The sequence below is a fragment of the Kitasatospora sp. NE20-6 genome (assembly GCF_045862635.1).
In genome coordinates this window covers 1-5,331 of sequence record NZ_BPRL01000130.1, presented here as the reverse complement: position 1 = coordinate 5,331, position 5,331 = coordinate 1, and the positions used below count along the sequence as shown (strand labels likewise).

The following is a 5,331-nucleotide window of genomic DNA, read 5'->3' as shown; positions in this document are numbered from 1 at the left end:
TCGTAGTCGTCCCGCACATCCCGCAACACCCCCTCACGCGCCCGCGGCCACTCCATCCCCGTCACCTTCGAGAAAAACGCCGCAAAATCATCACCGATCTCGATCGACGAATGCGACATCACACAACCCCTCACGAAAACGACAAAACGAAACACCCGGCCAGGCGCCGGACACACCGCCACACCGCCAGCAGAGAAAGGCGACACGCCCAGAAGGAGAACGTCTCCGCCAGCACTGCGCGTTCAACACGCTCGCAGGCCATACGAAATTCGAAACCTGAGGCACAGGAGCGAGAGTTTCTGGGCCTGAACCGCACCGGTTCGAATGAAGACTCGATTCCCTGAGAGGATTGAGTCATGGCACGCCCCTCCCCTTACCCCGCTGAGCTGCGGCGTCGTGCGGTACGCATGGTTGCCGAGGTCCGCCCCGACTACGACACCGAGTGGGCCGCGATGAAGGCTGTCGCGTCCAAGCTCGGCGTGAGATCGGCCGAGACCGTCCGCCAGTGGGTCCGGCGGGAACAGATCGACTCCGGGCAGCGCCTGGGGTCAAGGCTCTGAAGAAGGAGGTCGCCGAGCTGAAGAGGGCGAACGAGATCCTCAAGGCCGCGGCGAGTTTCTTCGCGGCCGAGCTCGACCGGCCACACCTTCGCTCGTAGCGTTCATCGTCGACGCCACGTCGCTCGATGTGATCAAGGGCTTCTACGACGGCATCTTCCGGACCACGGTGCCGGTGTCCGGGACCAGGGTCGCCGAGATGGCCAAGCTGATCGAGAACACCTACCGGCTGGTGAACATCTCCCTGGTCAACGAGCTGGCAATGCTGGCCAAGCCACTCGGCGTGAACATCTGGGAGGCGACCGACGCCGACGTCATCTCGCTGGAGGCCACCCGCTCGCACATGGAGGTTGCCAGGGAGCTGGCCGACGCCGGTTACCCGCGCGAGGTCGGCCCCGGCGTCTGGGACATCCACTCCCCGCGTGTCCCGAGCACCGAAGAGGCCCTGGAACTGCTGCGCGCCGGGCTCGCCGCGATCCCGGCCGAGCGGCTGTGGGTCAACCCCGACTGCGGCCTCAAGACCCGCGGCTGGACCGAGACCCAGGCCTCGCCGGACAGCCTGGTCGATGCGGCCCGCCGGCTGACAGCCGGCGAGAGACCGAAGGGGTGGGCGCAGCGCGGCTTCTGCGCCCGCCCCGGCGGTTCGCTTTACGTAGGGAATCTTGTGGAGGAAGCGGGCCGCCACTGTGGCAGGCAGGGGCCGTGCATGGGCAGGAGGCCGGCGCCGCGCCGGGGTCGGTGGAGCAGCGTGGGCCCGGATCCCTCCGGCAGACGTTCACCGAGGGGCCGACCTGGTCGGCTCTGGCCGATGGCAGAGGGCGGAGGGCGGAGGCGACGGGCAATATTAGCTAGGTGTTGCTACCAGTTGCTAGCATCGGAGTATGGCGAAGCAGACGAACATCCGGCTGGACGACGAGATCCGTGCGGCGGCCGAGGAGCGGGCCAAGCGGCGGGGGCTGAGTTTGCAGGGCTATCTCGCCGACCTGATCGAGCAGGACGTGAACGAGTCCCGGGCTGCGTTCATGGCCGGTGCCCAGGCGTTCCTCGGCTCCTACGCGTCCGCGTTCGAGGAGGAGCTCGGCGAAGACCGTTACCCGGGCCTGCCCGCCGACACCTCCTGCCAGACGCCCCGGAACGCCGCGTGAATCTGAAGATCGACCTCGCGTGGATTCTTGCCGTCGCGCAGCAGATCCCAGGGGATCCCCTGGTGGTGGACTACGGGGTGCCGATCGCCGCCGAGGCCCGGCACCGGGCCGAGCTGCTGGGTGAGGAGGTGTATCCGCAACCGCATCACAAGGCGGCCGCGCTCCTGTGCGAGCTCGCCCGCAATCCCAGCCTGGAGACCCGCAGTCTCCTGTTCGCGGCGACGGTGACCGCGGCGTACCTCGCGGCGTGCGGCCTGCCTGTGGCCTCGGGACTTGGCACTGTGCTCCCGTTGGCGCGCGAGGCCCGCGACGGGCTGCCCGTCCGCGAGGTCGCCAACCGGCTCAGGACCTGGACCACCTGACGACCTAAAACTTGCCCTGGCATCACCGCCGCCCGCCTCGCACGGCCCCCTCCACAGCGACTCGACCCCGCCGGGTGCGGGCCGCGAAGCAGGTGTGCCAGCAGCGCCGGCCTGTGGGGAGGCCGGGTGCCAGCTGCGGGGGAGGGTGAAGGCTAGAAGGAAATCGGAGACGGTGACGAGTCCGATAGCCAGGTGCTTCCTCGAACCCTTCCGGGACCATGGTGTCCCCGACCATGGCGAGGATGGCTCCCGCGGTGATTGCCGTCGCCCCGGACGCCACCGCGACGGGCAGGGAGCCCACGACGGTGCAGCCGGGGACGGCCGCGATAGTGCCGGCGGCGGCAATCGACCCCAGACCGTGAACACGTAGTCCTTGCTGCGGCCTGCACGCCGCATTGAGCCGACCCGGGTTTCGTGGAGTCCGCGATCGTATGGTCAAACGGTCTGCGGGACCGGCCCAAGGCTCGCCCGGTAGGCCTGTTCGTACTCGTCGGGCGGGGCATGGCCCAGGGATCCGGCCCCTACTCGGTGCCGGTCCGCGGTATCCAGGGCACACGCAGCAGCAACGTCCGTCGGCTGCGGCCGGTGCAGCTCGGCGACGGCGGGGCCGACGTTGCAAACGGCACGGGCGAGTCCTGGGCCTGCGGGCCAGCCGGATCGGCGTGACCCGGCGCAGACAGGCAAAGCCGTGTTCGCCGCAGTCGACGCCGACGACCTGGTGGAGCTGCCGCATTTCCTGGCCGAACACGCCCAGGCGAACTGCTACTGGACCAGGTCCCCCATGTCAGGGCCGCTGCAGCAGAAGCTCCAAGGCGTCTATTGCGCCATCGAGGACAGCAACGGCTCGGTCGGCGTGGCGGTCGTTGTACTTCGGGGACGTGCCGTGTCCACTGGTCCCGAGCGCACACCTCGACGTGCGCGTAGTGCCGCCCGGGCGATGTGCAACCCGACGATCCCATCTGGGGCAGGGCACAACAGGGCGGCCGGGGCCAAACGGCTCCCCGGCCGCCCTCGTCTTCCCCTTGCCCACTCGCCGGAACCTGTCCCGGCACCGGCAGGCGCTGCAGGACTTCGCGGAGGCGCTCACCGCGGGTGGACGGTGGCCGCTGTCCTCCGGCCCGGGCCATCGGGTGGGTGGGCGAGGCGGGCGGCGTGTCGCGGTCGTGGTTGCCCTGGTGGATGTCGAGGAGGCGGGCAGGCTGTCCGGCATGTCGCAACGCCGATCCCGCCGCCGCAGCCGGGCCCGTGACCTTGATCTGCCCCTGTCCGCCGTCGGCCGCACCGCCCGGTCTCGGCAGCCCGGCCTGCAGGCTCCCCTCCCGGTGTCCCGTCCGGTCCCGGCGGCCCTGCGCCCCCGTTCCGGGACGGACACCGCGCCTTTCCGGGAACCTGCCACCACGCGGCTCGAGGAGGCGGTATCCCGTTCGACCCGCGGCTGCTGCGGGGCCGTCAGCAGCCGCCGCATTCTGGAGGGCGGTGCCATCATGATGCTGACCGTGCACGCGAAGGACTGCGGGATCTGGAGCATCCGCTGACCGGCCCCGCCGACGGCGGCCCTCTATGAGGCGTTCTTCCACGCCGGTGGCGTCCACCGGCACTACAGGACTGCGTACCGTCCCTGCTGGGTGTGTTCGTCGTCGTGCACACCGGGAGCCCTCCCGCCGGATTCACTCCTCCGGGCGCCGACGGGCAGGTCGCGGCTGGCGCCGCAGCCTGGCGCCGGACGGCTCCTTCCGGTCCGCCGGCCCTCATACCGCCGACGACTTCGACGGCTGGGACGGCACTCCCATGCCGAATACTTCCGCGAACCGACAAGCCTGCCGCCCCGGACCGTTACGTCCCCCCATGCGTCGGTCCCTCCCCACCCCGAAAGGCGAACCGATGGCTGACCAGCGCCCGATCGCTGTCCTCGGCGAATGCGTCGCCGACGCCATACCCGACACCGCGCAGACGCGCCCCGGCGAGCTCGCCCTGCGCGTCCTGCCGGGCGGCGGGCTGGCCAATACCGCCGTGGCCCTCGCCCGGCTCGGCACCGACACCCAATTCCTCGAACGGATCTCCTCCGACGCCTTCGGGGCCCTCTTCCGCGCCCACCTGGCCTCCTCCGGGGTCGACTTCTCCCGCGTCGTCGCCGCACGGGAGGCCAGTACCCTGGCCGTCGCGGCGCTCGACGAGCACGGTCAGGCCCAGTTCTTCTTCCATGCCGAGGCCACGGCCGACTGGCAGTGGACCGACGACGAACTCGCCGCCGCCCACGGCGCTGACGCCGCCTGCCTGCACACCGGCTCCCTCGCGCTGGTGCGCGGGCCCGGCGACGAGCGCGTGGAGGAGCTGCTCGGCCGCGCACGCAGCGGCGCGACCGTCTCGATCGACCCCAACGTCCGCCCGCTGCTCGTCGATCCGGGGGTCTACCGGGCACGCCTCGGCCGCTGGTGCGCGCTGGCCGACAGCCTGCGGCTCAGCTCGGACGACCTGGAGCTGCTCGCACCGGGCATGGCGCCGGAGCGTGCCTGCGACGCCTGGCACCTCGCCGGTGTACGACTGGTCGTGATCACCTTGGGCGGCCGCGGTGCGATGGCGTCCCTGGACGGCACACGAGTGTTCGTGCAGGCACCGCGCGTCGAGGTCGTGGACACCATCGGTGCGGGCGACTCGTTCACCGCCGGACTGCTCCACCGGCTGTCCGTCGCCGACCGCCTGGGCGGGCGTCTGGACGGCTTGACGGTCGACGAGGTGACCGCAGCCTGCCACTACGCGGCCCGGGTCGCTGCCCTCACCTGCTCGGTTGCCGGGCCGAACCCGCCGTGGTCCCGGCAGTTGGAGTCCGGGCCGACGACTGCCACCGGCCGGTACTGATCGGCCATCGCCCCGCGGCCAAAAGAAAGCGCCGACGAACAGGGCAGCGATGCAGGGGCGTTGCAAAGCAATGCCGCGAAGTTACGGCTGCAGCAGCGCTTTGAAACGCCTCTGGGCAGCGGTGGCAGGCGCGGTTCGGTCCGCGGGGCTCAGGAAGGTCGGGCGGATCCGCCCTCCGCTGCGGACATCAGCCCTTGACCCCTGTCAGTGTCACGCCTTCGATGAAGGCCTTCTGTGCGAAGAACAAGAGAACGATCACCGGCGCCAGCACCAGCAGGGTCGCTGCCATGGTGAGGTTCCAGTTGGTGTGGTGGGCACCCTTGAAGGATTCCAGGCCGTAGCTCAGGGTCCAGGCGCCCGGGTTCTCGCTGGCGTAGATCTGCGGCCCGAAGTAGTCGTTCCAGCAGCAGA

At 70.2% G+C, this 5,331-nt stretch carries 4 protein-coding genes and 4 pseudogenes; 6 read left to right on the top strand and 2 right to left on the bottom strand.

What is annotated here, in order from left to right:
- Nucleotides 1-356: 356 nt before the first annotated feature.
- From SNE206_RS39645 to SNE206_RS39630, 4 genes and pseudogenes are all read left to right on the top strand, one after another.
- Nucleotides 357-867: pseudogene (locus SNE206_RS39645) on the top strand (hypothetical protein); the annotation flags it as partial.
- A pseudogene (locus SNE206_RS39640) lies at nucleotides 862-1,161 on the top strand (5-methyltetrahydropteroyltriglutamate--homocysteine S-methyltransferase); the annotation flags it as partial. The pseudogenes SNE206_RS39645 and SNE206_RS39640, both read left to right, overlap by 6 nt.
- A 277-nt stretch (nucleotides 1,162-1,438) precedes the next feature.
- Nucleotides 1,439-1,702: a hypothetical protein gene (locus SNE206_RS39635; RefSeq protein WP_407918452.1), complete on the top strand. Its 264-nt coding sequence runs from the start codon at nucleotides 1,439-1,441 to the stop codon at nucleotides 1,700-1,702.
- A complete protein-coding gene (locus SNE206_RS39630; RefSeq protein ID WP_407918453.1) occupies nucleotides 1,699-2,064 on the top strand; it encodes a hypothetical protein in 366 nt (121 codons plus the stop codon). Before SNE206_RS39635 ends, SNE206_RS39630 begins: the two co-directional genes overlap by 4 nt.
- Nucleotides 2,065-2,205: 141 nt before the next feature.
- On the opposite strand, the pseudogene SNE206_RS39625 reads toward SNE206_RS39630, so the two are convergent.
- Nucleotides 2,206-2,460 (bottom strand): annotated as a pseudogene (locus tag SNE206_RS39625) (ZIP family zinc transporter); the annotation flags it as partial.
- 767 nt (nucleotides 2,461-3,227) lie between these two features.
- Between SNE206_RS39625 and SNE206_RS39620 the strand changes: the two are divergent.
- Together SNE206_RS39620 and SNE206_RS39615 are read left to right on the top strand one after the other, a co-directional pair.
- On the top strand, nucleotides 3,228-3,599 hold the full coding sequence (locus SNE206_RS39620; protein ID WP_407918451.1) for a hypothetical protein: 372 nt from the start codon (nucleotides 3,228-3,230) through the stop codon (nucleotides 3,597-3,599).
- 346 nt (nucleotides 3,600-3,945) lie between these two features.
- Nucleotides 3,946-4,920 (top strand): carbohydrate kinase family protein, encoded by a 975-nt coding sequence (locus SNE206_RS39615; protein WP_407918450.1) that lies wholly within the window; start codon nucleotides 3,946-3,948, stop codon nucleotides 4,918-4,920.
- A gap of 187 nt (nucleotides 4,921-5,107) precedes the next feature.
- Here the strand turns inward: SNE206_RS39615 and SNE206_RS39610 are convergent.
- Nucleotides 5,108-5,331: pseudogene (locus SNE206_RS39610) on the bottom strand (carbohydrate ABC transporter permease); the annotation flags it as partial.

What these genes read in the sequence shown, in the direction of transcription:
- SNE206_RS39615 (WP_407918450.1), top strand. Translation starts at nt 3,946, where the DNA reads ATGGCTGACCAGCGCCCGATCGCTGTCCTCGGCGAATGCGTCGCCGAC.
- SNE206_RS39635 (WP_407918452.1), top strand. Translation starts at nt 1,439, where the DNA reads ATGGCGAAGCAGACGAACATCCGGCTGGACGACGAGATCCGTGCGGCG.